At 67.5% G+C, this 21,924-nt stretch carries 27 protein-coding genes; 10 read left to right on the plus strand and 17 right to left on the minus strand.

Annotation, left to right across the window (positions count from 1 at the left end; translation table 11 throughout):
• Position 1 precedes the first annotated feature (1 nt).
• Positions 2-277 (plus strand): ubiquitin-like small modifier protein 1, encoded by a 276-nt coding sequence (locus tag Hhyl2_RS01265; protein WP_483548896.1) that lies wholly within the window; start codon positions 2-4, stop codon positions 275-277.
• A gap of 18 nt (positions 278-295) precedes the next feature.
• Here Hhyl2_RS01265 and Hhyl2_RS01270 read toward each other — a convergent pair whose 3' ends face one another.
• Together Hhyl2_RS01270 and gatD are read right to left on the minus strand one after the other, a co-directional pair.
• Positions 296-1,189, minus strand: coding sequence for an N-acetyltransferase family protein (locus Hhyl2_RS01270; protein ID WP_483548897.1), 894 nt, complete (start codon positions 1,187-1,189; stop codon positions 296-298).
• A gap of 60 nt (positions 1,190-1,249) precedes the next feature.
• Entirely contained in the window at positions 1,250-2,497 is a 1,248-nt protein-coding gene (gene gatD, locus Hhyl2_RS01275) for a Glu-tRNA(Gln) amidotransferase subunit GatD (protein ID WP_483548898.1), read from the minus strand.
• Positions 2,498-2,601: 104 nt separating this feature from the next.
• On the opposite strand from gatD, the gene Hhyl2_RS01280 reads away from it, so the two are divergent.
• Positions 2,602-3,102, plus strand: coding sequence for a hypothetical protein (locus Hhyl2_RS01280; protein WP_483548899.1), 501 nt, complete (start codon positions 2,602-2,604; stop codon positions 3,100-3,102).
• On the opposite strand, the gene Hhyl2_RS01285 is transcribed toward Hhyl2_RS01280, so the two are convergent.
• The 3 genes from Hhyl2_RS01285 to Hhyl2_RS01295 form a co-directional block, all read right to left on the minus strand.
• Complete coding sequence (locus tag Hhyl2_RS01285; protein WP_483548900.1) at positions 3,097-3,744, minus strand: ArsR/SmtB family transcription factor; 648 nt, start codon at positions 3,742-3,744, stop codon at positions 3,097-3,099. The genes Hhyl2_RS01280 and Hhyl2_RS01285 overlap by 6 nt on opposite strands.
• A gap of 51 nt (positions 3,745-3,795) precedes the next feature.
• Positions 3,796-5,301 (minus strand): hypothetical protein, encoded by a 1,506-nt coding sequence (locus Hhyl2_RS01290; RefSeq protein WP_483548901.1) that lies wholly within the window; start codon positions 5,299-5,301, stop codon positions 3,796-3,798.
• Positions 5,302-5,408: 107 nt separating this feature from the next.
• The gene (locus tag Hhyl2_RS01295; RefSeq protein ID WP_483548902.1) at positions 5,409-6,053 is read right to left on the minus strand and encodes a DUF1405 domain-containing protein; all 645 of its coding nucleotides are present in this window, start codon (positions 6,051-6,053) and stop codon (positions 5,409-5,411) included.
• Positions 6,054-6,177: 124 nt separating this feature from the next.
• Between Hhyl2_RS01295 and Hhyl2_RS01300 the strand changes: the two genes are divergently transcribed.
• Positions 6,178-6,552 (plus strand): DUF5802 family protein, encoded by a 375-nt coding sequence (locus tag Hhyl2_RS01300; protein ID WP_483548903.1) that lies wholly within the window; start codon positions 6,178-6,180, stop codon positions 6,550-6,552.
• A 24-nt stretch (positions 6,553-6,576) separates the two neighbouring features.
• Positions 6,577-6,900 (plus strand): DUF7126 family protein, encoded by a 324-nt coding sequence (locus tag Hhyl2_RS01305; protein WP_483548904.1) that lies wholly within the window; start codon positions 6,577-6,579, stop codon positions 6,898-6,900.
• Here Hhyl2_RS01305 and Hhyl2_RS01310 read toward each other — a convergent pair.
• The 3 genes from Hhyl2_RS01310 to Hhyl2_RS01320 all read right to left on the minus strand — a co-directional run bounded on the left by Hhyl2_RS01310 (position 6,883) and on the right by Hhyl2_RS01320 (position 9,767).
• A complete protein-coding gene (locus Hhyl2_RS01310; RefSeq protein WP_483548905.1) occupies positions 6,883-7,557 on the minus strand; it encodes an MBL fold metallo-hydrolase in 675 nt (224 codons plus the stop codon). The genes Hhyl2_RS01305 and Hhyl2_RS01310 overlap by 18 nt on opposite strands.
• Positions 7,558-7,684: 127 nt before the next feature.
• The gene (locus Hhyl2_RS01315; protein WP_483548906.1) at positions 7,685-8,647 is read right to left on the minus strand and encodes a WD40/YVTN/BNR-like repeat-containing protein; all 963 of its coding nucleotides are present in this window, start codon (positions 8,645-8,647) and stop codon (positions 7,685-7,687) included.
• A 247-nt stretch (positions 8,648-8,894) separates the two neighbouring features.
• The gene (locus Hhyl2_RS01320; protein WP_483548907.1) at positions 8,895-9,767 is read right to left on the minus strand and encodes a MogA/MoaB family molybdenum cofactor biosynthesis protein; all 873 of its coding nucleotides are present in this window, start codon (positions 9,765-9,767) and stop codon (positions 8,895-8,897) included.
• 141 nt (positions 9,768-9,908) lie between these two features.
• Between Hhyl2_RS01320 and Hhyl2_RS01325 the strand changes: the two genes are divergently transcribed.
• Both Hhyl2_RS01325 and Hhyl2_RS01330 read left to right on the plus strand, forming a co-directional pair.
• On the plus strand, positions 9,909-10,262 hold the full coding sequence (locus Hhyl2_RS01325; protein ID WP_483548908.1) for a DUF7977 family protein: 354 nt from the start codon (positions 9,909-9,911) through the stop codon (positions 10,260-10,262).
• 70 nt (positions 10,263-10,332) lie between these two features.
• Positions 10,333-12,087, plus strand: a complete 1,755-nt coding sequence (locus Hhyl2_RS01330; protein ID WP_483548909.1) for a histidine kinase N-terminal 7TM domain-containing protein — start codon at positions 10,333-10,335, stop codon at positions 12,085-12,087.
• Positions 12,088-12,112: 25 nt separating this feature from the next.
• On the opposite strand, the gene Hhyl2_RS01335 is transcribed toward Hhyl2_RS01330, so the two are convergent.
• From Hhyl2_RS01335 to Hhyl2_RS01345, 3 genes are read right to left on the minus strand one after another with little or no spacing between them, the layout of a single operon-like run.
• Positions 12,113-12,943 carry a hypothetical protein gene (locus tag Hhyl2_RS01335; RefSeq protein ID WP_483548910.1) on the minus strand — a complete coding sequence of 277 codons (831 nt, stop codon included), beginning with the start codon at positions 12,941-12,943 and terminating at the stop codon, positions 12,113-12,115.
• A gap of 37 nt (positions 12,944-12,980) precedes the next feature.
• Positions 12,981-13,541 (minus strand): NUDIX hydrolase, encoded by a 561-nt coding sequence (locus Hhyl2_RS01340; protein WP_483548911.1) that lies wholly within the window; start codon positions 13,539-13,541, stop codon positions 12,981-12,983.
• 26 nt (positions 13,542-13,567) lie between these two features.
• Positions 13,568-14,215 (minus strand): helix-turn-helix domain-containing protein, encoded by a 648-nt coding sequence (locus Hhyl2_RS01345; RefSeq protein ID WP_483548912.1) that lies wholly within the window; start codon positions 14,213-14,215, stop codon positions 13,568-13,570.
• Positions 14,216-14,526: 311 nt separating this feature from the next.
• Here Hhyl2_RS01345 and Hhyl2_RS01350 point away from each other — a divergent pair, with 311 nt between their 5' ends.
• The 4 genes from Hhyl2_RS01350 (at position 14,527) to Hhyl2_RS01365 (ending at position 17,158) form a co-directional block, all read left to right on the plus strand.
• Positions 14,527-14,943, plus strand: coding sequence for an SRPBCC family protein (locus tag Hhyl2_RS01350; protein WP_483548913.1), 417 nt, complete (start codon positions 14,527-14,529; stop codon positions 14,941-14,943).
• 55 nt (positions 14,944-14,998) lie between these two features.
• Positions 14,999-15,298 carry a CGCGG family putative rSAM-modified RiPP protein gene (locus Hhyl2_RS01355; RefSeq protein WP_483548914.1) on the plus strand — a complete coding sequence of 100 codons (300 nt, stop codon included), beginning with the start codon at positions 14,999-15,001 and terminating at the stop codon, positions 15,296-15,298.
• 2 nt (positions 15,299-15,300) lie between these two features.
• A complete protein-coding gene (locus Hhyl2_RS01360) occupies positions 15,301-16,368 on the plus strand; it encodes a radical SAM protein (protein ID WP_483548915.1) in 1,068 nt (355 codons plus the stop codon).
• A gap of 145 nt (positions 16,369-16,513) precedes the next feature.
• On the plus strand, positions 16,514-17,158 hold the full coding sequence (locus Hhyl2_RS01365) for a helix-turn-helix domain-containing protein (protein ID WP_483548916.1): 645 nt from the start codon (positions 16,514-16,516) through the stop codon (positions 17,156-17,158).
• Here the strand turns inward: Hhyl2_RS01365 and Hhyl2_RS01370 are convergent.
• The 6 genes from Hhyl2_RS01370 to aspS all read right to left on the minus strand — a co-directional run bounded on the left by Hhyl2_RS01370 (position 17,155) and on the right by aspS (position 21,901).
• Positions 17,155-18,321 (minus strand): hypothetical protein, encoded by a 1,167-nt coding sequence (locus tag Hhyl2_RS01370; protein ID WP_483548917.1) that lies wholly within the window; start codon positions 18,319-18,321, stop codon positions 17,155-17,157. The genes Hhyl2_RS01365 and Hhyl2_RS01370 overlap by 4 nt on opposite strands.
• 1 nt (position 18,322) lies before the next feature.
• Complete coding sequence (locus Hhyl2_RS01375) at positions 18,323-18,553, minus strand: DUF2249 domain-containing protein (RefSeq protein WP_483548918.1); 231 nt, start codon at positions 18,551-18,553, stop codon at positions 18,323-18,325.
• Positions 18,554-18,577: 24 nt separating this feature from the next.
• Positions 18,578-18,736, minus strand: coding sequence for a zinc ribbon domain-containing protein (locus Hhyl2_RS01380; RefSeq protein WP_483548919.1), 159 nt, complete (start codon positions 18,734-18,736; stop codon positions 18,578-18,580).
• A gap of 36 nt (positions 18,737-18,772) precedes the next feature.
• Positions 18,773-19,282 carry a GNAT family N-acetyltransferase gene (locus Hhyl2_RS01385; protein ID WP_483548920.1) on the minus strand — a complete coding sequence of 170 codons (510 nt, stop codon included), beginning with the start codon at positions 19,280-19,282 and terminating at the stop codon, positions 18,773-18,775.
• Between the two features lie 71 nt (positions 19,283-19,353).
• A complete protein-coding gene (locus Hhyl2_RS01390; protein WP_483548921.1) occupies positions 19,354-20,343 on the minus strand; it encodes a DoxX family protein in 990 nt (329 codons plus the stop codon).
• A 253-nt stretch (positions 20,344-20,596) separates the two neighbouring features.
• Positions 20,597-21,901, minus strand: coding sequence for an aspartate--tRNA(Asn) ligase (gene aspS / locus Hhyl2_RS01395; RefSeq protein ID WP_483548922.1), 1,305 nt, complete (start codon positions 21,899-21,901; stop codon positions 20,597-20,599).
• Positions 21,902-21,924: the final 23 nt, after the last annotated feature.

A 21,924-nucleotide genomic window follows, 5' to 3' on the forward strand; every position in this document is an offset into this window, starting at 1 on the left:
TATGGAGTGGAAACTGTTCGCACACCTCCGGGACGTCGCCGGTGGCGACACAGTCGCGGTCGACGTTCAGGAGGAGGCGACCGTCGGTGCCGCGCTGGACGCGCTGGTCGAGGGCCACCCGGCGCTGGCCGCGGAGGTCTACGAGGACGGTGCGCTGGTCGACCACGTCCGCCTGCTGGTCGACGGCGAGGACCCGTTCGCCGGCGGCGACGGGCTTGACACGGTCGTCGACGAGGACGCCGAACTCGCGCTGTTCCCGCCCGTCAGCGGCGGCTGACGCGGCGGACTGTCTCTCTCAGGCGCCGGTCAGATCCGCCGAGAGGACGAACGTCGGCCAGTCGCTCGTGTTCGCGCGGACGTAGGCCGCCTCGGCGACGTGGCGTGGCGTCTCCGGAATAAACACCCTCGTCCCCTCGACGCCCAGGTTCGCCGCGTCGGCTCTGATGGCGTCGAACAGGGCGTCGGCCGCGTCGGTGTCCTCCCAGGTCCCGACGGCGTACTCCGCGAGCGTCTCCTCGCTGGTCGCGTCCTGGGTCGTCCGCACACGGCAGGCCATCGCCCGCGTGCCGTTCCCGGTGACCGCGAAGACGGCCTGTTCGTCGGCCAGTCGTTCGAGCCGTTCGGGGGTCAACTCTGCGACGGCCCAGGACCTGTCCGTGTCCAGCGTGACGCCGGCCATGGCCGTCCGCCCGTCGCTGTGGGTCCAGTAGCTCCAGGCGGTCGTCGGGTCGTGTTCGACCGGCATCGACGGCTCGACGTCGGCCGGTTCGGGGTGTGCCCAGCGGAACGCGCTCTCGGGCTGGAGTCCGGCTGCGACGGCCTGTCCGAGGCCGGCGTCGTTCCACGAAAAGACCATCCCACGGGCAACCGTCGCGCCCCGGTCGCTGGCCCACTCGAAGAGGGTCCCGAGCATCGCCAGCCCGTAGCCGGCGCCCCGATGGGCCGGGTCGACGCGGATCCCCTGGACGTAGGCCTCGTGATCGGTGACCATCGCCGCCTGACAGAGGCCGACGGCGGTCCCGTCGCGGTCGACGACGACCGTCCGCTGGTCCGGGCCGTCGCTGTCGACCCAGTCGTGGAACACCGCCGGGACGTAATCGCTCGTCTCGCGGTCGTCCCAGACGTCCTCGACGACCGATACCACGTCCTCGTAGTCGTCGTGCCGGGCCTGTCGGACGGTCGGTGACATACCTCCATCTGGCGGTTGCCAGTGTCTTGAAACTTCGTCGTCGGAAAACGTTCTCGCCGATTACAACCAGGGCGTCGACCGCTGCTGGATTTCGCCCGCTAGCGGCTCCTGAATTGTGTCTGCGACGTCGCCGGCGTTCTCCAGCGCCCACATCAGTTTCACCTTGGCGGTCCCCGGGAGCATGTCCTCGCCCTCGATGACGCCGGCGTCGAGCAGGTCCCGGCCGGTGTCGTAGACGCGGTCACAGACCCGCCCTTCCAGACACTGGCTCGTCATCACGACCGGGATATCCAGCGCGGCGATGGCGTCGATCCAGTCGGTATTGACGTGGCCCAGGCCGGTCCCCTCGATGACGATACCGTCGCTGTCAGCGGCGGCGGCCTCCAAGAGGGTCGCGTCCATCCCCGGCGTGAACTTCACGAGTTCGACGTCGGTCGCCAGGTCGTCGGCCAGCGCCAGGTCGGTCTCGCCACGCTGTGCGTACTCCCGTCGGAAGGTGACCTCGTTGTCGCCGTCGGTGTCGTAGTCGACCTCGCCCAGCGGCTTCGCGCCGACGGTCTCGAAGGCGTCACGGCGCGAGGTGTGGTTCTTCCGGACGCGGGTCCCACGATGCAGCGCACACCGGTCGTCGGCCTCGTCGGCGTGCATACAGACCAGCACCTCCGCGCAGTCGCTCGTGGCGGCCTCGACGGCACAGACCGCGTTCATGACGTTGTCCGAGGAGGGGCGGTCCGCCGAGCGCTGGCTCCCGGTGAAGACGATGGGAACCGGCGTGTCGAGCATGAACGCCATCGCGGCGGCGGTGAACTGCATCGTGTCGGTGCCGTGCATCACGACGACGCCGTCGGCACCGGCCTCGATCTCCTCGGAGATGGCGTCGGCGAGGTCCTGCCAGACCGCTGGGGTCATGTTCTCCGAGAGGATGTTCGCGACGACGCGGCCGCGGTAGTTGGCCATCCCGGCCAGGTCCGGCACCGCCCGGAGGACGTCCTCGGCGTCGAACTGTGCGGTCACCGCGCCGGTGCGGTAGTCGACGGTCGAGGCGATGGTCCCGCCCGTCGAGATGAGTGACACCGTCGGCAGGTCCTCGTCGAATTCGATCTCCGACTGTCCCTGTTCGTCCTGTGCGCTCTCGACGTCGTAGACGTCTGCTTCCAGCACCTCCACCTCGGCATCGTCGCGGTCGACGCCGACGTTGTAGCCGCCGTCGAGCTTGATGGCGAGGTGCTCGGGCGTACTCGACGGGAGCAACACGCCCTCGTAGGTCTGGTCCGCGCGGTCGACGCGGACGCGGTCGCCTGCGTTCATGGGCGCTCGTTCCCGCCGGCGCGACTTGAACCCATCCGTTTGTGCTCTCCGGAAGCTGACACGCACCCGAAAGGTCCATGGCCCTCGGCGTGCCACTCGTAGGTATGTCCGAGCGAACCGAGGAGCGGACCCGCGAGGTGGATACAACCGCCGATACCGATACTGGCGTCGATATCGGTGGTCTCGGTGGGTCCACCACGACCGAGCGCGCAGCCACCGAGGCGGACACCGACGAGGGTGGGAGCTACGTCTCGGCAAGGGCGCTCCTGTTCGCGCTCGTCGCCACCGGGGGCGGGGCCGTCGCAGGGAGTTTCGTCCCGCTGATTCCCTTTTCGGCGATGCTCGGTATCCCCGTCGGTGCGTTCCTCTACGGCCTGGTCGCGAGCGAGCGCCGGTACGTCGAGACCGGGTTGGCCGGCGGCCTGGTCGCGGGCGTCGGCGTCGTCCTCTCACTGTTCTCACAGCTCGCGCTCCGGGGTGTCGCCGGTGGCAACGTCGGCGCCGGTCGGCTCTTCCTGGTCGCGGCGACGCTCGGCCTGGTCGCCTCGCTCGTGGCCCACTACTTCGGACGGGACCTCCGTGCCGGACTCACGCAGGACCTATAGTAACTGCCAGCCGCTCTCGGTCTGCTCGACGACGTGCTGTGAGGCCAGCCGTTCCAGTGCCTGTTCGACCATCTCTGGTGGTGCTTCGACCTCGCTGGCGAGGGCTGGAACCGAGTCGACGCCCGACGCGAGCGCGCTGACCAGTTCGGCGTAGAGCCGCCCGTCGCCGTCCTCGACCGCGTCGTCGATGCGGTCCCGGACCTCCGTCGCGCGGCCCTGGACCCACCGCTGGGCCAGCGAGAGTTCGTTCTCCAGTTGTTCGAGGCGTTCGAGTTCGCTGGCGAGGTCGCCCAGCGTCTCGTCGTCGGTGTCGCCGATGTCGATACTGATGTGCCGGCACCGGGACATGTCGAAGCCGGGGTTGGTCGGATAGGCGCTCTTGGTCCCGAACTCGTATGGCGAGACCCGTACTTCCAGCCGCAGGTTCCGGGAGATAGAGAAGTACTTCCGCCGCTTGTCGTCGGTCCGTGAGGTGACCAGGCCCGCGTCCTCCAGTTTCTGGAGGTGGTCGATGACCGCCTTCGGGCTGACGCCCAGATACTCGCTGATCTCCGTGATGTAACAGGGTTTGTGAGCGAGCAGTCGCAGGATACGCCGTCGATTGGCGTTCCCCAGGAGGTCAAGCAACTCGGCGGAGTCCATTCACCCGAGGGTAGCGGGTCGCAGTAGAAAAGAGTGACTCCTCAGGCCCCTCTATGGTGGGCCGCCGCCGCTTCCGGGCGGACCTCCGCCACCGCTGCCGCCGTTGCCACCGCTGCCGTTGTTCGGTGGTGCGCCGCCATTCCCGGGAGAACCGCCATCGCCGCCGTCACCACCGTTGCCGCCGTTGCCACCGTTGCTCGGTGGGGCTCCTCCATTCCCAGGAGAACCGCCATTGCCACCGTTACCGCCGTTGTTCGGTGGTGCACCGCCATTCCCGGGAGAACCGCCACCACCGCCGTCGCCGCCGTTACCGCCGTTGCTCGGAGGTGCACCGCCATTCCCGGGAGAACCGCCACCACCGCCGTCGCCGCCATTGCCGCCGTTACCGCCGTTGTTCGGTGGTGCGCCGCCATTCCCGGGAGAACCGCCGTCGCCGCCGTCACCACCATTCCCGCCGTTGCCGCCGTTGCCGCCATTACCACCGTTGTTCGGTGGTGCACCGCCATTTCCAGGAGAACCGCCATCGCCGCCGTTACCCGGTGGGCCACCGTTGCCGCCGTCACCAGGCTGGCTCCCGTTATCTCCGTTATCTGGCGGGCCCCCATTGCCGCCGTCACCGGGTTGGCTCCCGTTGTCGCTGTCGTCAGGTGGTCCCCCCTCACTCTCGTTGTCGTCCGGCGGGCCGCCCTCACCCGGCCCGCGGTCATCTGGTGGCCCGCCCTCGTCAGGCGGACCACCGTCGTCCGGCGGTCCTGGGTCCTCCGGTGGGCCCTGATCGCTATCGTTGTCGTCCGGCGGACCACCATCGGACGGCGGACCTGGGTCAGCCGATGGCCCTTGATCGCTGTCGTTATCGTCCGACGGACCGGCATTGCCGGGCGGTCCGGCGTCGTCCGGTGGCCCGCGGTCCGATTCGTTCTCGCCTGGTGGTCCACGCTCGCTCTCGTTGTCCGGCGGCCCGCGTTCGCTCTCGTTCGGCGGGCCCGCGTGATCGGGTGGCCCGGCGATGCCGCGCGCGATCTCGGACACCTCGGGTCCGGTCAGGTTGCTCGCGTTCTGTTTGAGCCGTTCGAGACGCGTCTCGTTGACGCCGGTCTCCTTCGCGGCGTCGTCGGTCTCGTTGACGGCTGTCTTCAGTGCCGTGATGCGAGCGGCGAGGCGGCTCTTCTGTGCGACGTAGGCCTGTTTCGGGAGCGAGCCGTTCTCGAACTTCTCCCTGAGCGAGTCGTTCTGCCGCTGGAGTCGTTCCAGCCGGCGTTCGAGTCGACTGGTCCGGTTCCTGACGAGGTCGTCCCGATCGTTCTCCTGTGCCTGCTCGAATCCGGCCCGCCACATCCCGGATTCGACCGTGTCGTCTGTCGCTGCCGAACTGGCTTGGAGGAAGGCCGTCAGCTCTGTCCCCAGGGTCGTCTCGTTAGGGCCGGCTTCGGCCTGTACCGACGCCGTGGCTGTCCCTGGCTGGGTACCGAGGTCTCCCATCGCGTCCTGTGCAGCGACCGCTGGCACACCGGCGATCACAACGAGGACAGCGACCAGCAGGACGTGGCGGTGGCGCATCTACCTACAGCTATTGCCATACTGTGGTAAAAATAGGGGCCTTCGTTCGGACGGTTCACTCCCTCAGGATATCACCTCAGACCGTCCAATAGTGTTTATAAACGAACCTAATCCAGTTTCGGCAGGAGCCACCAGGCGAGGCCGACCGAGGCGACCGAGAGGGCAACCGTCGCCGCGGGAAGCACGATGCCGGGTTCGTAGCGAAGCGGTGGATAGTAACCGAAGCCGTAGTCGAGGATGTCGTTGCCCAGCGCGAGCACCAGCGCCGTCGCGAGTGCCCCGCGAGTCGTCCGGGCGTAGTGGGGGACGAGCAGTCCTTCGGCGACGAACCCCAGGTGGGTGATGATGATGCCGAAGTACGCCCACGGCGCCGGGAAGTAGGCGTCGAACCCGAGGTTGAGCGCGACCACGGTCCAGAGCCCCATCTTGACGAGCCAGACGAGCGCCAGTGTGTGGAGATACGCAAGCGGCAGCGACACCGGGACGTCGTCGAGTGAGCGCCCCAGGAACGGGACGAGCGTCACGAGCGACAGGGTCATGAGGAACAGCGCTGCCGGCGAGTCGGCGTACAGCGGCCAGAGGAACGTCGAGACCTCGGGCATGGTGTCGACGTAGAACCGCACGCCGACGAGCATCGCGACGACGTTGACCAGCAGCAACCAGATCAGACTCGGCGTGTTCTCCAGGTAGTACCGGGCGTATCGACGTGGCAGCGGCCCGCGGTTCACGCTGGACGCTCGCTCGCTGCTCATACCGGGTCGCCGGTCGCTCGGGGCAAAGCCCTGTCGGAGTCGCCGCGGGCGGTGGGTTTGTCCGTCGACAAAAGCCTGTGGGCCAGCGTTTATGCGTGTCGATAACACACATACAGCTGTACCGATGTTCGAACAGTTCTCCCGAGGCTACTATCTCGGCCGGCTCTACGTCGAACCACACGACGACGAAGCCGCCACGATGTGTCGCGAGCAACACGAGCGAGTCAACCAGCAGCTATACGCCACTGGCGAGGGGGTAGAGCGTACAGACCTCCCGCTGGTGATGAAACTCGGCTCGCAGCATTTCACGGTCCACGGCGACGACGGGATGCCGGCCGACACGCTCGCGGTCCCCAGAACACTACTGGACGAGCAGCGATTCGAGAACCCGCCGGACCTCCGTGAGGTGTTCCTCGCGAAGGCCGACCACGCACGACAGCTCCTCTCTGTCACCGGTGACGCCGCCGACCGGGGGCCGTGCTGGAACCGAACACATTAACGCCTCGAAGCTCCCCGACAACGTATGAACATCGTCATCGCCGGGCCCGACGAGGACGGACTGGGTGAGGCACTCGCCAGTCTCGACGCCGATATCCGGGCGACGGACATCGCGAACCGACCGGGACTGGAGGAAGCCGGCATCCACGACGCCGACGTCTACCTCTTGACGGAGATGCGACAGGCGACCTCCATCGCCGTCGCGAAGGACCTCAACCCGGACCTCCGGGTCGTCATCTACGCCGAGGGGTCGCTCCCGGACTTCGCCAGCCGCCAGGCCGATCTCGTCGTCGACCCGAACCTGCTGGGGCCCGACGCCGTCGCCGAGGAACTACAGGCGAGCGGCTAGGTCGGCCAGTCGGTCCATCCCGCCGCGTTCGAAAGGGGTGCCGTGGCCGGGGACCGCGATCTCGACGTCCGGCGCCCGCTCGACCAGCGACGTGATCGACTCCCGAACCGTCCGGGTGTCGTAGCTCAGATGCCAGGGAGAGGGGTGGAACTGCCCGTCGCGTTCTCGGACGACGTCGCCCAGGAGCCCCGCCGATAGCGCTTCACTGACGTAACTGACGTGGCCGGGGGTGTGTCCCGGCGTGTGATAGACGGTGAAGCTCCCGATGGTCTCGCCGTCAGCGAGCGGTTCGATCGGGAGGTCGGGAACGTCGGTCAGTGTCGAGGCGAGTCGCTGGAACGCGCCCTTGTGTTTGCCGAGCGGTGGCGACCGCTCGCCAGCGACGTACTGCGCGTCGGCAGCCCCGACGTAGACAGTGGCGTCGGTTCGCTCGAACGCGGGGAGACCGCCTACGTGGTCGAGGTCGTAGTGTGTCAGGAGGATGCGCTCGACGTCCCGGCGCTCGAAGCCAGCCTCGATGAGCCCGGCGATAAGCCGGTCACCGTGCCAGGGCATCCCCGTGTCGACGAGCGTCAGCGTCCCCCCGTCGTCGACGAGCGTCGCGTTGACTCCCGTAAGATCGTACCACCAGACGTCGTCACCGAGAGACTGAACCATACCCGGGTGTAGGAACGCCGTCGTCAAAATCCTTCTCTGCCAACACCTATGGTAACTATCAGCAATCGCTGCATGGCCGGTCGGACTCTGGAGGGCCGAAGTCACAGATCACCTCTCGCCGCGTCGGTTACCGTTCGAGGATGATACCGCCAGCGCCGACAGCGATGTCGGTCCCGCCGCGGACGACACCTTTCAGGTTCTGGCCACTGGGGGTCGCCTGCTGGACCCACTCGCTGTCGAGGTCGTACACTGCCCCGCCACCGCCGACTGTGAGGCCGTCGTCGTCGCCGTCGGTGACCTCGATGTCGCGCAGGCTCGCGTCGCCAGTATCCGCAGGCGTCCACTTCGTCCCGTCCCAGTGGAAGATCATCCCGCCGCCGCCGGCGATCCAGACGTCGTCGAAGCCGTCCGAGTCGACGCCGTAGAAGTTGACGTTGGCGTCGGCCAGCCCGATCTTGTCCCAGGTCGCCCCGTCGGCGGTCTGGAAGACCGACTTGTTGCCGTCGACGATGTGGCCCTTGCGGTCGTCGAAGAAGTCGATGGCGTTGATCGCCGCCCCGGAGCCTGGCGTGACGTACTCCCAGGTCTGGCTGGCGCCGTTCTCGAAGGAGTAGTACACCTTCCCGGAGTCGCCCGCGACGTAGACGTTGGCCTCGCCCGCCGGTCCCGTCACCGAGACGTCGTTGAAGTTGTTGGTCACGTCCATCGGCGCGCTGTGGTCGGTCAGGACGCCGGACTCGACGTCGTACTCGCCGATGGCGCCCGAGGAGCCGACGAACCACAGGCGCTTGCCGTCGTCGGTCACGTCCGCGCCGTAGAGGTTGTTCCCGTTCCCGGTCGGGCCGCCGTCGAGGATCTTCTGCCAGCCCAGCGGTGTCCGTTCCAGGACCACACCGGCACCACCCACCGCGTACGCACCCTCGCTCGTGTACTCGACGTCGTGGAGGGTGTTGCCCGTGGGCGACTCGACTGCGGTCCAGGGTGACTGCGCGGCCGCCGACCCCGAGAGGGCCGTGAGACCTGTCGCCGCAGCAACTGACGCTCCGATACCCTTGAGCATGCCGCGTCGCGTCGCAGTTCGATCGAACATTGCAGGCTCACCTGGTGTGCGAGAACTACTTGAAGGTAGGAAGCGATTTACGCTCTTCATTCGGTTTAGAGCGTTTGTACGGCCGATTCTAGACGGTCTTGTGTGGTTTAGCGGCAACTGGGAGGCCGAGTCGGTCAAGCGAGACAGAGCGTCGTCGGTTCACCCGTTTTATCGAACCGGACGGCGATTAACACGTTTTATTCGTTTTATGCGGTCGATTTCGCGGCGAAAACCGGTCCGAACCCCGCTATTCGAGTTCGGCGACGATCGCCGGTGCTTCGGTCACGACGACCTCCTGAACGGCCCGGTTCGCCAGCTTCCGCTCGCCAGGGAGACAGAAGACCGGACACCCACCAGTAATTCCTGCCGCCGTTCGGACACCGACGACACCCGTCCCGGCCTGGTAGAACAGCAGGTTCCTGACGACTTCACCGAACCCGGGGAGGACCTTCTCGAACAGCGGGTGGACCGCCTCGATGACGACGTCGGACTGTGCGACCCCGGTCCCGCCGACACTGACGACGGCCTCGACGTTCGGTCGGGCGACGAGGCTGTCGATGGCCTGTTGCACCTCGTCGTACCCGCCCTGTAGCTCCCGTGTCGCCGTCACCGTGTGGCCGGCCGTCGTCAGGCTGTCGGTGAGTCGTTCGGTGACCGGGTTGGGATCGCCCTCGGGCGTCGTCGCGTCCCCGACGGTCACGAGTGCCACCTCGACCGGACGCACCCCGCCGCGTGCCGTATCTGCGGTCGCCGTTCCGCGCTCGATGTGGTCGCTCGCTATCGGGCCGGTGTCCGAGGGCTCGTCGGTCACTGCCGGTTCGGTGTTCGGCGCCGATTGCTGCTCCCTCGTGGGCGGTGCTGTCTGGTGCTCCTGTGTGTCGTCCGCTGGCTCCTCTGCTGGTGTTGTCTCGCCCGCGTTCTGCTCCACCGAGGGTATCTGGTCGGACTCCCGACCCACGGGCGCTGCCCCGCTGGGTTCCTGCTCGGTCGACTGTGACTCGTCGGTCGACTGCGACTGTTCTTCCTCCCGGTCGTCCGCTGTGTCGCCCTCGTCGTCCCGGTCCTCGTCGGACTCGTCGCTGACCCCCCGCCGCGTATCCCGTGACTGGAAATCGACCATGGTGGTACGTGTACAGCGGCGGATAAATAGCCCGTGGCCACCGGAATGGACCGCCAGCGTTTTGCGGCCGCTGGCCCGACTGTCGGCCATGAAGCGTCGTGAGCACGGTCACAGGGCCGCCGTCATTGCCCACACCGCGTCATGAGTGACGACGCGGCGGACGAACGCGTCACCATCGACAGCGACGGCTCGGTGACGGTCACCGACGAATCTGGGTCCGACGAGACTGCCAGCGGCTACGACCGACCAAGCGGCGAACCCCCGCGGCAGGCCGAGCCTGGCGAGTTCGGCTGGCACGGCTGGCTCCTCGTCGGGGTCCTGTTCGTCGCGTTCATCGTCGTCCCTGGGGCTATCCTCTTCCTGCCGGCCGCACAGGGTGTGGTCCGCTCGCTGGGGCTGACGCTCCGTGATGCCTACCTGACGCTCCCGCTGATCCCGGCGCTCGGTCTGGGAGCTGTGGCAGTGTGGTCCGCGCTCCGGTCGCGGCGCGTGTGAGCGCACCACAGTATCATTGCTTGTAACGCCGGGGAACGATTTATGCTCGGGTTCGCTGTAGCTCCGCTCGATGCTCCTCTCGGTCGTCCTCCTGGCGGCCGTTCTCGGGATGTGTGTCGCCTTCCTGGTCTGGCTCCACCGCGACCGCCCGGGTGCGGGCCCCCTCGCGGCGTTCGTCGTCGCGGCCAGCCTGTGGGCCGTCGCACACGGGCTGGAACTGGCCGTCCCCGACATCGCGACGATGCGCTGGCTGTTCCAGGCCCAGCTGACCCTCTCGGTCGTCATCCCGGTGGCCTGGCTGGCGACCGTGCTCGAATACAGCGGACGTCCGGAGTGGCTCAACAGACGGCGCCTCGCGCTCTTGCTCGTCGAACCCGGTGTGTTCGTCACGCTCGTCTGGTCGAACCCGGCCCACAGGCTCGTCTGGGAGGGAAGCGCGACGACGCTGCTCGGTGGCACCAGCGCGCTCGCGCCCGAGTGGACACTGGTCTACTGGGGCCATCTCGCGTACATCCTGGCACTGATCCTTGGCGGGGGCGCCCTGCTGGTCAAGACGATGTTCCGTACCAACGAGTCGTTCCGGGGCCAGGCACTCGTCCTGTTGCTCGCGATCACCGCGCCGACCGTCGCCCAGGCGCTGTACGTCCTGGATCTACTCGCGATACAGTTCGACCCGACGAGCCTCGGCTACGTCGTCTCGGGGGTCGTGCTGTCGGGCGCGCTGTTACGTGGACAACTGCTCGACGTGGCGCCGGTGACGCGTGATTTGGGCCGCGAGGCGGTCTTCGCCGAGATGGACGACCAGGTCGTCATCGTCGACGAGGCGGGGCGGATCGTCGACGTCAACGAGTCCGCACTGACGCTGTTCGACTGCGAGCGGGACGAGATACAGGGCGAGACCCTCGCTGCGTTGCTCCCGGCGCTGTCGGCGACGGTCCCCGAACCGGGCGAACATGCCCAGACGGAGACGGAACTGGAGCAGGACGGTGTCGTTCACTACTACGACGTCAGGGTGACGCCGCTGTACCGGGCCTACGGGGTCGTCTCGGGCCACCTCGTCAGCCTCCGGAACGTCACCGAACGGCGCCAGCGTGAGCAGCGCATCGACGTCCTCAACCGCCTGCTGCGGCACAACATCCGCAACGAGATGAACGTCGTCCGGGGCAATGCCGACATGCTTGCCGACGAGGTCGGCGACGAGGAACGGCGCCGCATCGACCGCATCCGGGAGACGGTCGACACTGTCGTCGACCGCAGCAACAAGATCGGCCAGGTCTCCGAGTCCCTGGAAGACGAGGCCGTCCGTCCCGTCCGTCTGTCGAGTCTGCTCGATCCACTCGTCGCGGCGGCCAGCGAGACCTATCCGGAAGCGGACATCTCCCTGTCGTGCGCCGACGACGTCTGGGTCTCGGGTGCCCCCTCGCTCTCGCTGGCCTTCGAGGAACTCGTCGACAACGCGGTCGAACACGGCCGGGACGACACCCACGCTGGAGCGGGGACGGAGGGTGGGGCAGCAGCGACCGGCCGAACCGACGGCGGCGATACGGTCAGCGTCGAGATCGACGTTCACCGCCGTGAGGAACCGCCAGCCGTCGTCGTCACGGTCGCGGACGATGGGCCTGGTATCGCCCCCCACGAACGGGAGGTGATCCAGGCGGGCGAGGAGACACCGCTCCAACACGGCTCCGGGGTCGGCCTGTGGCTGGTCGCCTGGGTGGTCCGAAACGTCGGCGGGACCCTCTCGTTCGAGGACGGCCCCGGAACGACCGTCGCCGTCGGCCTCCCGGCCACCGACCCGCCGACGGACGACTCGCAACAGGGTTGATATTCGACGGAGAGGGGGTTACTTCTCAGAGGACGCCGGCCGTCAGCGACATCACGATGGCGCCGCCGAGGAAGACGAGTATACCGGCCACGCCGATGCGAGGGATGTTGCTGGCGAACCGCTGCAGGTTCCGGTTCCCCGCCGACGCGACGACCACGGGGTCGACCAGGCGGCCGGTGTCGGCCCGCCCGACGACGACCACCTCGTCGCCCGGCGCGACTGCCCGTTCGAGGACGCCATCCTCGACTTCGCCGTACAGGAAGGCGAGACTGGCCCCGGACGGGTCGACGCGGACCTGCCCGTACTCGCCGACGAGGTCGAAGGGCGTCTCACTGCGCTCGACGTCGAAGAGTCCCTGCGCGCGGGTGGTGTCCGGGCTTCCGTAGTTGCTCCCGGCGACCCGGCCGGCCTCGACTGCCAGGACGGACCGGCCGCTGTGTGGCGCCGTCACCGTCCCTGCGCCGACGGCCTCGGCCGTCCCGGTAACGGCGACAGTCCCCGACGACGGGAGATCACCGGGCGTCACGACGGCAGCGTTCCTGATCGTCGTCGCGACCCGGTAGTGTCGCCCGCCGTGGACGAGCATGAACGCGCCGGCGGCGGCGACGACGAGGCCGAGATGGTAGGCCGTGATCCCGTCGTCGCGACCGCCCAGCGGGGGTGGCGAGCCCAGTGCGTAGGTCAGGGCTGTGAGCCCACAGACCAGTCCGAGCAGTACCGCTGCCCCTGCCGCCCGCTCGCGGTCGGCCCGGAGGGAGGCGACGAGGCCGACGTCCTGATACCGGTCGACGGCTGCCAGGACCACCGCGACGACAGACAGCGGGAGGACGAACTCCCAGAGGAACCCGGAGAGCATACCCACCAGTCACCCAGAAGTGGAAAAAGCGTACCGTCTACCGTTCCTCGTCGCGTCGCATCGCGATCTCGAACCACGGACAGAGACGCAGTTGGCGGTAGTACTCGGGGTGTTCGCGGAGGCGCTCGTAGGGGACCCACATGAGGCCGTCGACCTCTTCGGGGTTGGGGTCCAGTGTCGTGTCGTGCAGCGTGGCCTGCAGAACGGCACAGACCTCCCACTCCAGGCCGGCGTTCTCGTAGTAGCGTTTGTACTCGAAGCGGTCGGTGACCCGCAGGTTGTCGTACTGTTCCGGCGAGATGCCCAGCTCCTCTTCGAGTCGCTCGCGGGTCGCTTCGACCTGTGTCTGGCCCTGGACGGGGTGTGAGGCGACGGTACCGTCCCAGTGGGTGTCCCAGAGGCGCTTGGTGGCGGCTCGCTGGGCCAGCAGGATCCGGTCGTTCTCGTCGAACAGCAGCGCAGTGAAGGCGCGGTGGCGGACGCCGTCGCCGGTGTGGGCGTCGAGTCGGTTGACCAGCCCCTCCTCGTTGTCGTCGGCGTCGACTGCGATGACGTCCTGCTCGGCGTTCTCGTGAACCTCGGCCGCGTCGTTGCTCATTGTCGAGTCAGTCACAGCGGGGATTCTTACGCGCTTCGACTCGGCGCGGCCTCCAGTTCGGCGACGAACCGTTTGAGGACCTGCTCTTCGGCCCGGTGGAGCGTCTCGCTGCAGGTCGACTTCGCGATACCGACCGTCTCGGCCAGTTCCGTCAGCGAGCACCGGCGTGGCGTGTCGTAGTATCCCTCTTCGACGGCCGTCTGGACGAGTTCGCGCTGGCTCTCGGTCAGCACCGGTTCTTCGGTGACGTGTTGCTGGACCTTCTCGACGGTGAAGGGGATGCCGAACTCGTCGAGTTGTTCGCCCAGTTCAGAGAGTCGCTCCCGTGGGGCCGTGATCTCCCAGATGGCTTGCCCGTCGGTCAGGGTGAACGGCATCTCCAGGGGGATACCCGATCCCTGGATCGGGAACAACAGCAGCGGCGTCGAGGTCTCGAACTGGATCAGCGCCGTGTCCTCGCGGTTCGAGAGGATCTCCATCGACGTGACCGGGTCGCGCCCCTCGATGTCCCGCAGGACGGCCGGGAGGTCCGCTGCGGTGACCTCTGCGAGGCCCACCCCGGACTCCTCGCCGGGCAATGCGGCCAGCACTCTGACGGTGACATCGTGTTGCCGGGAGACGTCGCCGATCCAGATGTCGTCGGGCACCGTGAGCGTGAGTTCAGCGCGTGGCATCGTTCCTACCCGAATATATTCGGTGGCCCCACTGGGCCGTGTTGCCGAACATGTTCGGTTAGGGTGCCACAGCTATCAGTGTGTTGGCTAGTCTCTCAGACCGCGTCCAGCAGCCGCCGGTACTCGTCGAGGGCCTCGCGGCCCCGCTGGAGCCGTCGCGCCCGGCAACGCCTCGATGGTACACAGAACCTCCCTGTTCGCGCGGACGAGCGGCGCACGCCGGGCGAGTTCGCTCTCCAGCGGAAAGAGCTCGAAGACGAACATGTGCGGCCCTGGCGAAGGCTTATCCCGCCGGCCGGTCGCCATCCGATATGGAACGTGTCTCGGTCTCCAGAACGTTCGACGCCGGTCCCGAGGCTGTCCGCGACGCGATGGCCGACCTCGAAGCGTTCATGCTCGGTGCGGGGTTCGACGACGTCTCCGTCGAGGGTGACACCATCACCATCAACAACCGGGTCGGGTTGTTCGACATCGAACTCGTCCTCGACGTCGTCGACGCCGAGACGGCGCTGGCCTACGAGCAACGGGACGGCGTCTTCGAGTCGATGCGGACCGAGTACCACGTCGAGGAGACCGACGGCGGGACGACGGTGACGGCGACCACCGAGTACGCGGCACTCGACCTCGCCGTCGTGGGCCAACTGCTGGACTCGACGGTCGTCGACCGCCAGCGACGCAAGGAACTGAACGCACAGTTCGACTGGCTGGCCGATCGGCTCCAAGCATAACCACCCGAACATGTACGGGACAGGACGGACCGCCGCGGCGACGTAACGTCCCGGTATGAGCCACGCCCACGAGGACGTGCCGCCGGTGACCGAGGCGGTCCACGACAACTCCTGGTCGGCGAACCTGGAGCAACCGGTCCACGCCGAGAACCGCGAGGTGGTCGTCGAGCAGGCCATCACGGCTATCGAACACACGACCGCGGGCAATCACGTCAACCTGGTGACTCACGGCGAGAACGGCCATCCCGAGCGGTACCTGTTCGAGCCGCTCCGGGCCGAGTTCGGCGACAAGATCGGTATCGAGTACGTCCAGCAGTGTGGCTGTGGCGGCCACGTCACCCGGGTGTTCCTGTGATCATGTACGGGGACATGGACCTCGACGAGCGGCCGCTAGTGCTCATCTGGGAGCTGACCCAGGCCTGCGAGCTGGCCTGCAAGCACTGCCGGGCCGACGCCCAGCCCCGACGGCATCCCCAGGAGCTGACGACCGCCGAAGGGAAGGCGCTGCTCGACGACGCCCGCGAGTTCGGGGAGGGACAGCTGGTCGTCCTCTCCGGCGGGGACCCGCTGGCCAGGGACGACGTGGTGGAACTCGTCGACTACGGCACCGACCAGGGGCTCCGGATGACGCTGACGCCGAGCGGGACCACGTCGGTCACCCGCGAGCCGCTGGCGGACCTCTCCGATGCCGGTCTCCGGCGGCTGGCCCTCTCGCTGGACGGCGGCGACGCCGTCGCACACGACACCTTCCGTGGGGAAGGCGGGAGCTTCGAGGCGACGATGGCGGCCGCGCGGGCGGCCGACGACCTCGACATCCCGCTGCAGATCAACACCACGGTCTGTGCGGAGACGGTCGATCAGTTACCCGCCATCCGGGACCTCGTCGCCGATCTCGGTGCCGTCCTGTGGTCGGTGTTCTTCCTCGTCCCGGTCGGCCGCGGCCGCGTCCTGACGCCCATCTCTTCGGACCGAGCCGAGCGGGTGATGGAGTGGCTCCAGACGGTCAGCGCCGAGGCGCCGTTCGGCGTCAAGACGACCGAGGCACCCCACTACCGTCGCGTCGGGATGCAGCAGGCCGAGGACGGCGGCCCGACCCGGCGGATGGGCGTCCGCGCCGGTAAGGGGTTCGCGTTCGTCAGCCACACCGGCGAGGTGTTCCCCTCGGGGTTCCTGCCGAAGTCGGCCGGCGACGTCCGCGAGGAGAGCGTCGTCGACATCTACCGCGACTCCGAGTTGTTCCAGTCGCTCCGTGACGACGACGCACTCTCGGGGAAGTGCGGGGCCTGCGAATACCGCGGCGTCTGTGGCGGCAGTCGGTCCCGTGCCTACGCGACGAGCGGCGATCCACTGGCGTCGGACCCGCTGTGTGATTACGTGCCACCGGGCTACGAGGGGTCGATTCCCGACCAGCACCCGGCTGATTGAGAGAGCGTTGTAGCGACCGCGTAGGACGCCCCGGGTCCGCGGTCAGCGGTACCGGAACCAATCTACAACCTTCGCTCTGAGGGGGTTTTTCAGTCACTGGGAACGGGCGACCCCCGTTTTATGGCAGTGGTACGCACACTCGGATATGAGTGACTCGGGTATCAGGGTCGAACTGTCGGTCGACTCCCCCGGTGCGTGTCCCGTCGCGGACGTCACCGAGGAAGTCGGCGCCTCGGTGACGGACGTCTCGCGCAGCAGTCCACAGGGCGACGGGCACGTCGTCGAGGAGTTCACGACGGACGGCGACGCCGACGTCGTCGAGGCGTATCCGGGTGCCGAACAGGTGTTCGCCGCGGGCGACGGCGGTCGCTTCCGCTTCGAGCGCGACCGGACCGACTGTGTCTGCGAGGCCGTCGAGACGTTCGAGTGTCCCGTCGCGGACATCCGCTCGGTCGACGGCCGACTCCTGTTGACCTTCCACGCACCGGACGTCGACCGCGTCCGCGCGATCGTCACGCGCCTGAAGGACCTCTACGAAGGGGTTTCGCTGCGCTCGCTCCGCCGTGACGGCGAGGAGACGGCGATGGACACCACCGTCGTCGACCGGAACGTCCTCACCGACCGCCAGCGGGAGGTTCTGGAGACGGCCGTCGAGATGGGCTACTTCGAGTATCCGAAGGGGGCCAACGCCGGCGAGGTCGCAGAGGCGCTCGATATCTCGGTCTCGACGTTCGCCGAGCATCTCGCGGCGGCCCAGACCAAGCTCATGGACTCGATCCTCACCGATTAGCCCTGCCGGCGGAACGCGGCCAGCAGGAGCCAGCCGTACAGGCCGGCCCCGGCGACACCGCAGAGCCCGCCAGCGGCCGCGAGTTCCGAGATACCACCGAGCACCCCGAGTAGCTGCCCCCCGAGTCCTACGACCAACAGTCCGATAGCGAGCAGTGCCGTCCGGTCCGACGAGAGCGCACTCTGGCCGACGGTCGGTGGGTAGAACTGGAACGTCGCGCCGACGACGGTCAGCCCCAGAAAGCCCGCGAGCATCGCTCGGAAATGTGCGCCGACGAGCGTCGCGTCACGGCCGGCCAGCACTGCTGTCAGCGCGAGCGCCACGCCGACCACCCCGAAGCCGACGGCGGCGAGCACGGCGTAGAAGCCGACACGGCGCCGGTCCGAGCGGACGAACAGGACGGCGTAGGTCACCGCGAACCCGACGATGGCGACAGCTTCGAGGACGCCGCCAGCGAGGAGCAACTGTCGTTCGAACAGCCCGCCGGCCAGCAGCAGGGGCGCCACCGCGCCCGTCGGCAACACGAGCCAGACGAGTGTGCGGGGCGGCCGGGTGACGAGAAAGCGCGGGAAGAGTCGGAGTCCGACACCGAACACGAACAGCGCCGCAGTACCGGCCGCCAGGAGGTGCGATATCTGTACCGGCACGAGCCAGGTGTCGCCGACGACGGGGAGTGCCACGGCGACCGCCGCCGCTGCGAGGTACAGCAACCCGATCGGGAGGACCGCGTTGGCGAGTCGGTCGACCGGCTCCCGGTGGGCGTTCGCGCCGCCGGTCCCCGTGGCTGCGCCGGTGCGGTTGGTCCTGATCGTCCAGCCGACCGTGCCGACGAACACTGCTGCGCCCAGTCCCCAGAGTACCCCTCCCGCGGCCCCGAGCCACGGTGGCCCGATCTGTGCGCCCGCCAGCCCCAGCGTCCCGACGACCGACAGCGGCAACTGGACGGACGGTGCCCGCGGGAACGCCAGATTTCGCTCGAAGTACGTCGGGACCAGCGCGTATGCCTTCCCGAACAGGACGTGCAGGACGAAGCCGTACAGGCCGAGGACGACGACGGTGCGACGGGTCGCCCCCACGGCCATCGCGACCTGGAACGTGAGGAAGAACAGGGCGCTGGCGGCGACGAACCTGCGGGCCCCGCGCGTGACCCGCGGCGCGCTCATCTCAGGCCGGTTCGATGTGGACGTGCCACTCGTCGTCGGCGACCTGTTCCGTCTCGTGGGCGTAGCCGCGCGCTGCGAGGACCTCGTAGAGCGGGACCGGCTCGAAGCTGTTTACGAGTTCGAGCGACTCCTCGTCCCCCAGGTCGCCCAGCGCGCTCATGATGTGGGGAAACGGTTCGCCGTCGATGGTCCTGACGTCGAGCGTCCGGGCGTCACGCTGTTCCGTGGCCATACTGGAGTGGACGGCTGCTGTCGGTCAGACGCTTGTCCCGAACGTGTTCGCCACGGTGAACGCCGCGGTGCCGACGGCGGCCCCGCAGACCGGACAGCCGGCCGCCAGCAGTCGCTCGCGCGCCCCGGCGTCGACCTCGACACGGGCCCCACAGTCGGGGCAGGTGAACCGATACGTCGACATCGGTATCGGAACGTCCCGCGACGGCGGCAAAACCCCTCAGCCATCATTCTGTGGGATTTCAGGTGCGATCCGGCGACGCATGGTCCTGAACGGCACTGTCACGCCGTCTATCTCGCGCTCGCTCGTCCCGACCTGCTCGTAGCCGTTGCGCTCGTAGAACTCGACGGCGTTGAGCGAGGCGGAGAGTTCGACCGTCTCGATGCCGGCGAACCGGGCAGCGGTCTCCAGTTGCTTCAACAGCGTCGTCGCGATTCCCACACCGGCGTAGAACGGGCTGACGAACAGCGCGTCGAGTCGCTGTTCGGGGAGCTGGAGGACGCCGTATCCGACGACCGTCTCGTCGATGGTAGCGACCCTGATCTCGTACTGGTCCGCGGACGGGGAGGCCTCGAAGGCGTCTAAGTTCTCTTCGTCGGGCGCCCAGGCCCGTAACTGACGCTCGTCGTACCGCTCGTCCTCGATGCCGAGGATCGCTGCACGCTTGACCGACAGCATCGTGCCCGCGTCGTCGGGCCTGGCCTTGCGGAACTGGACGTCGTCTACCACTTGCGGCGGTCGGTAATTGTGGGAAATAAACGTTCCGGCCGAACGACGTGTGTACGAAACGAATGGATGACTCACCGTCGCTGATGGAGCCATCCCCCCACCGAACGCTCTCGTCCGAAGACGGCGCGCTCCAGCGAGAGTCGTCCGGCGCCCGAGAGCGCCAGTGCGAGCGCGCCGAGGATAGTGAGTGCCATGACCTCCAGGGTCACCGCGTTGCTGCCGGCGTAGCCCGCCGGGAGCACGAGGTAGAAGACACCGCCGAACAGTCCGGCGACCGCGAGCGCGTTGTACCGGGTCAGCACACCCACGACGAGCAGGAGACTGCAGCCGAGTTCGGCGGCAGTGATCACCGTCGGCATCGGTGTCGTCGCCGGAACGAGCGGCAGGGACGACAATCCTTGCTGGACTCCGAACATCGGGTTCACCGGGTCCGCAGGGCGTCCCAGGAGTCCGATACCGAACCGGCCGAGCCCCTCGTATATTCCCACGACGGAAACTGATAGTCTGGCCGGAACCGGCGCCCACTCACTGGGATCGAACGCGTCGAGTCGATTACGGAGTCCAGCCGCGCCGAGGACGTCGCTCAGCCAGCCGAGCGGACGCAGTTCACGTCCGAGGACGGCCCGTTCCAACGAGAACTGGCCGGCACCCCAGAGCGCGAGTGCCAGTCCCAGAGCGGTCGCCGTCGCCGCGACGTAGAACTCCATGTCGACCCCGGTCGGTTGTCGGACGAGGACGGTCATCGTACCCATCGCCACGGCGGCCAGCAGTCCTCCGACGCGGGTGAGTACGCCGACAAGGAGCAACAGGCCCGCGAGCAGCTGTGCGAGCGTGATCGCCCAGCCGAACAGCGTCGGCGCTGGGAGCCCCTGTTGCTGGAACAGGAACACGAAGTAGCTGACGCTGTGGTGGTCCCGCGGCCCGATGCCGAAGCGTGCCAGCGAGCGGGCGAGCAACACGCTTGCGAGCGCGATCCGAGCGACTACCGGGGCGAGTCGATCGACCGATACCGTCGTGTTGATCGGCAGTGCATCCGTGACTGTCGTGTTCGACGTGGGCATAGCTGCAGGACTCGTAGCCGCTGGAATAAAGGCTCGGAGAACGGCCGTTCTCGTCTTCAGTTGACAGGTCTGCCGACCCGATGTCGGGCAAATCGACTCCGACTCGAAGCGGTACGTCAGAACGAGTTGATCGACGAGTCTCGATCGGTAGCGGTCCTGTCTCAGGGACTCAGTCGTTGACGATCCCGCGGGAACAGAGAGAGACTCGCTCTACTCGCCTCTCTGGCTCCCGCTCGCCAGTCAACGGTGAGTCCTACGGACTCAGCCGTTGACGGTCTCGCGGGAACAGCACCGCTTCCCGGATGTTCTCCAGCCCGAGCATCGTCATGATGAGCCGTTCGCCACCGAGGCCCCAGCCGGCGTGTGGCGGCATGCCGTACCGGAACATCTTGGTGTAGTACTCGAAGGCTTCGGGGTCGAGGCCCTGCTGTTCGAAGCCAGCGACGAGCTGGTCGTAGCGGTGTTCACGCTGGCCGCCGGAGACCAGTTCCATCGACGGGTGCATCATGTCGAAGCCGGTCGAGACCGCCTCGTCGTCGTCGTGGTCCTTGATGTAGAAGGGCTTGATCTCGCTGGGCCAGTCGGTGATGAAGTAGTGCTCGCCGACCTCCTGACCGAGGACGTGCTCGGCCTCCGTCGAGAGGTCGTCGCCCCAGACCAGCGGCTCGTCGAGTTCGCCGGTCGCGTTGATGCGGTCGATGGCGTCCTGGTAGGTCAGTCGCGGGAACTCGCCCTCCGGCGCTTCGAAGTCGTCGGCCAGGTCCAGTGCTTCGAGCTGGGCCTGACAGTTCTCGGCGACGGCCTCGTAGGCCGACTTGACGACGTGCTCGCAGGCGTCCATCGCCTCGGTGTGGTCGAAGAAGGCCGACTCGAAGTCGATCGAGGTGGCCTCGTTGAGGTGCCGGGGGGTGTTGTGCTCCTCGGCACGGAAGATCGGGCCGATCTCGAAGACCCGTTCGAGGCCGGAGCCGACCATCAGCTGCTTGAACAGCTGGGGGCTCTGGTTCATGAACGCCTCGCGGCCGAAGTACGTGATCGGGAACAGCTCGGTGCCGCCCTCGGTCCCCGTGGCGACGATCTTCGGCGTGTTGATCTCGGTACAGCCGATCTCGCGGAAGGCGTCCCGGACCGCGCGGAGGACCTCGGCGCGGATCTCGAAGATGGCCTTGACCTCGGGCTTGCGGAGGTCCAGCGTCCGGTTGTCCAGCCGCGTGGGCAGTTCGGCGTCGACCTTCCCCGAGGGGTCCAGTGGCAGTTCGGGGTCGGCCTCGGAGATGACGTCGACGGACTCGGGCGTGACCTCGACGCCGGTAGGCGCGCGGGGCTCCTCCTCGACGGCGCCGGTGACCGAGATGACCGATTCCCGGTGGACGTTCAGCCCGGTCTCGACGAGGTCCTCGTCCATCTCGTCTTTCTCGAACTTGACCTGGATCTTCCCGGTCGTGTCCCGCAGGATGAGGAAGGCGATACCACCCAGATCGCGAAGCTCGTGGACCCAGCCGGCGACGGTGACCGTCTCGCCGGGTTCGGCGTCCGCTGTGTAGGTTCGGTCGTCCATACCTGCCCGTTTGGGGGGATGGA

This window comes from Haloarcula sp. H-hyl2, assembly GCF_056934385.1.

Excerpts from the sequence above, each read along its gene's own strand:
- Hhyl2_RS01305 (WP_483548904.1), top strand. The coding sequence starts at position 6,577 with ATGAACATCGTCATCGCCGGGCCCGACGAGGACGGACTGGGTGAGGCA.
- Hhyl2_RS01280 (WP_483548899.1), top strand. The coding sequence starts at position 2,602 with ATGTCCGAGCGAACCGAGGAGCGGACCCGCGAGGTGGATACAACCGCC.
- Hhyl2_RS01370 (WP_483548917.1), bottom strand. The coding sequence starts at position 18,321 with ATGAGCGCGCCGCGGGTCACGCGCGGGGCCCGCAGGTTCGTCGCCGCC.
- Hhyl2_RS01295 (WP_483548902.1), bottom strand. The coding sequence starts at position 6,053 with ATGAGCAGCGAGCGAGCGTCCAGCGTGAACCGCGGGCCGCTGCCACGT.
- Hhyl2_RS01390 (WP_483548921.1), bottom strand. The coding sequence starts at position 20,343 with ATGCCCACGTCGAACACGACAGTCACGGATGCACTGCCGATCAACACG.
- Hhyl2_RS01290 (WP_483548901.1), bottom strand. The coding sequence starts at position 5,301 with ATGCGCCACCGCCACGTCCTGCTGGTCGCTGTCCTCGTTGTGATCGCC.
- Hhyl2_RS01265 (WP_483548896.1), top strand. The coding sequence starts at position 2 with ATGGAGTGGAAACTGTTCGCACACCTCCGGGACGTCGCCGGTGGCGAC.
- Hhyl2_RS01360 (WP_483548915.1), top strand. The coding sequence starts at position 15,301 with ATGTACGGGGACATGGACCTCGACGAGCGGCCGCTAGTGCTCATCTGG.
- Hhyl2_RS01330 (WP_483548909.1), top strand. The coding sequence starts at position 10,333 with ATGCTCCTCTCGGTCGTCCTCCTGGCGGCCGTTCTCGGGATGTGTGTC.
- gatD (WP_483548898.1), bottom strand. The coding sequence starts at position 2,497 with ATGAACGCAGGCGACCGCGTCCGCGTCGACCGCGCGGACCAGACCTAC.
- Hhyl2_RS01270 (WP_483548897.1), bottom strand. The coding sequence starts at position 1,189 with ATGTCACCGACCGTCCGACAGGCCCGGCACGACGACTACGAGGACGTG.
- Hhyl2_RS01320 (WP_483548907.1), bottom strand. The coding sequence starts at position 9,767 with ATGGTCGATTTCCAGTCACGGGATACGCGGCGGGGGGTCAGCGACGAG.
- Hhyl2_RS01375 (WP_483548918.1), bottom strand. The coding sequence starts at position 18,553 with ATGGCCACGGAACAGCGTGACGCCCGGACGCTCGACGTCAGGACCATC.
- Hhyl2_RS01340 (WP_483548911.1), bottom strand. The coding sequence starts at position 13,541 with ATGAGCAACGACGCGGCCGAGGTTCACGAGAACGCCGAGCAGGACGTC.
- Hhyl2_RS01345 (WP_483548912.1), bottom strand. The coding sequence starts at position 14,215 with ATGCCACGCGCTGAACTCACGCTCACGGTGCCCGACGACATCTGGATC.
- Hhyl2_RS01355 (WP_483548914.1), top strand. The coding sequence starts at position 14,999 with ATGAGCCACGCCCACGAGGACGTGCCGCCGGTGACCGAGGCGGTCCAC.
- Hhyl2_RS01310 (WP_483548905.1), bottom strand. The coding sequence starts at position 7,557 with ATGGTTCAGTCTCTCGGTGACGACGTCTGGTGGTACGATCTTACGGGA.
- Hhyl2_RS01335 (WP_483548910.1), bottom strand. The coding sequence starts at position 12,943 with ATGCTCTCCGGGTTCCTCTGGGAGTTCGTCCTCCCGCTGTCTGTCGTC.
- Hhyl2_RS01300 (WP_483548903.1), top strand. The coding sequence starts at position 6,178 with ATGTTCGAACAGTTCTCCCGAGGCTACTATCTCGGCCGGCTCTACGTC.
- aspS (WP_483548922.1), bottom strand. The coding sequence starts at position 21,901 with ATGGACGACCGAACCTACACAGCGGACGCCGAACCCGGCGAGACGGTC.
- Hhyl2_RS01365 (WP_483548916.1), top strand. The coding sequence starts at position 16,514 with ATGAGTGACTCGGGTATCAGGGTCGAACTGTCGGTCGACTCCCCCGGT.
- Hhyl2_RS01315 (WP_483548906.1), bottom strand. The coding sequence starts at position 8,647 with ATGTTCGATCGAACTGCGACGCGACGCGGCATGCTCAAGGGTATCGGA.
- Hhyl2_RS01325 (WP_483548908.1), top strand. The coding sequence starts at position 9,909 with ATGAGTGACGACGCGGCGGACGAACGCGTCACCATCGACAGCGACGGC.
- Hhyl2_RS01380 (WP_483548919.1), bottom strand. The coding sequence starts at position 18,736 with ATGTCGACGTATCGGTTCACCTGCCCCGACTGTGGGGCCCGTGTCGAG.
- Hhyl2_RS01350 (WP_483548913.1), top strand. The coding sequence starts at position 14,527 with ATGGAACGTGTCTCGGTCTCCAGAACGTTCGACGCCGGTCCCGAGGCT.
- Hhyl2_RS01285 (WP_483548900.1), bottom strand. The coding sequence starts at position 3,744 with ATGGACTCCGCCGAGTTGCTTGACCTCCTGGGGAACGCCAATCGACGG.